Annotated in this window: 1 protein-coding gene and 1 riboswitch; the gene reads left to right on the top strand. The window is 36.7% G+C overall.

Going from position 1 to position 966, the window contains the following annotated elements; translation table 11 throughout:
* Positions 1 to 616: 616 nt before the first annotated feature.
* Positions 617 to 705, top strand: a riboswitch (cyclic di-GMP riboswitch).
* A 12-nt stretch (positions 706 to 717) separates the two neighbouring features.
* Positions 718 to 888 (top strand): transposase, encoded by a 171-nt coding sequence (locus ADA01nite_RS23185; protein ID WP_146812510.1) that lies wholly within the window; start codon positions 718 to 720, stop codon positions 886 to 888.
* Positions 889 to 966 lie beyond the last annotated feature (78 nt).

The following is a 966-nucleotide window of genomic DNA, read 5'->3' as shown; positions in this document are numbered from 1 at the left end:
ATAGATCAATTCTTTGATCAGGTGATTAAGTCCATGGGACAAATCAAAAAAGGAAGTATTCAAATTGACAACGAGTTGCAGTCGCTTGTGACTGTCATCAAAGAAATTACAGATGGTGTTAGCACAATTGCTACATCTACTAATAATCTAAATGAAATTGTAAAACAAATGTAGTTACAACTAAAATGCGGGAATTTTTAAACACAAAGAAATAAAGTAAAATAGACATGGGGTAAACATATCTTTATAAAGTTAACGTTAGAAATAGTCAGGTAAGTCGGGGGCATCGCTGTCCCTTTCTCTCCTCAGAATCATGCGTGAGTCTTTCAACTCATACGGCTCAAGTCTTCTTTTTCCTCGTCCTCGTATCGTAAGACAACATCATACGATACGGCATGCTGTTCCCAGTCCCCAGTCATATTTCCTTCACTTACAAAGTAAGCGAGACATGCGCGGACTGGCAACAAGGGATTTCTCCGTAAACTTATTTTCGCCTTAACTTAGCATCTATTGAATAAAAACTGTGCTATCAAGATATATTCTCTTGGAATGTAAAAATAATGTAAATTTAGTGACTATGTATTTTTTTATTCAGTATTTTTTGATACCCTAATCTTTGTCGAAAAGGCAAACTCATTGAAAGATGAGGACGCAAAGCCACGGGCCTAAAGTGTTAGAAAATGCTATGGCGGCCGGGTTACCGAAAGGAGAATAGGAATGAGAAGGAAGTATTCAGTTGAGTTTAAGCGCAAAGTAGTAAAACAAGTTCTAGAAGCGGAGAAGCCTAGTCATGTAGCCAGAAAACATAAACTAAGCAGTATCACTATTTATCGATGGATTAGTGAGTATAAACAAGGAAAATACAATTTGAACGTTAATAGAAATTAAAGAACAGAAAGAGACCCGGCACAAGGCCGGGCTTTTTAATATGAAATCCGGTATATAACGTTCCTATTTTTCCAGTTG

Origin of the sequence: Aneurinibacillus danicus (assembly GCF_007991215.1) — a bacterium.
Lineage (GTDB): Bacteria > Bacillota > Bacilli > Aneurinibacillales > Aneurinibacillaceae > Aneurinibacillus > Aneurinibacillus danicus.
The sequence above is the reverse complement of the archived record's forward strand: the minus strand, read 5'-3'. Positions and strand labels throughout refer to the sequence as shown.

Excerpts from the sequence above, each read along its gene's own strand:
- ADA01nite_RS23185 (WP_146812510.1), top strand. The coding sequence starts at position 718 with ATGAGAAGGAAGTATTCAGTTGAGTTTAAGCGCAAAGTAGTAAAACAA.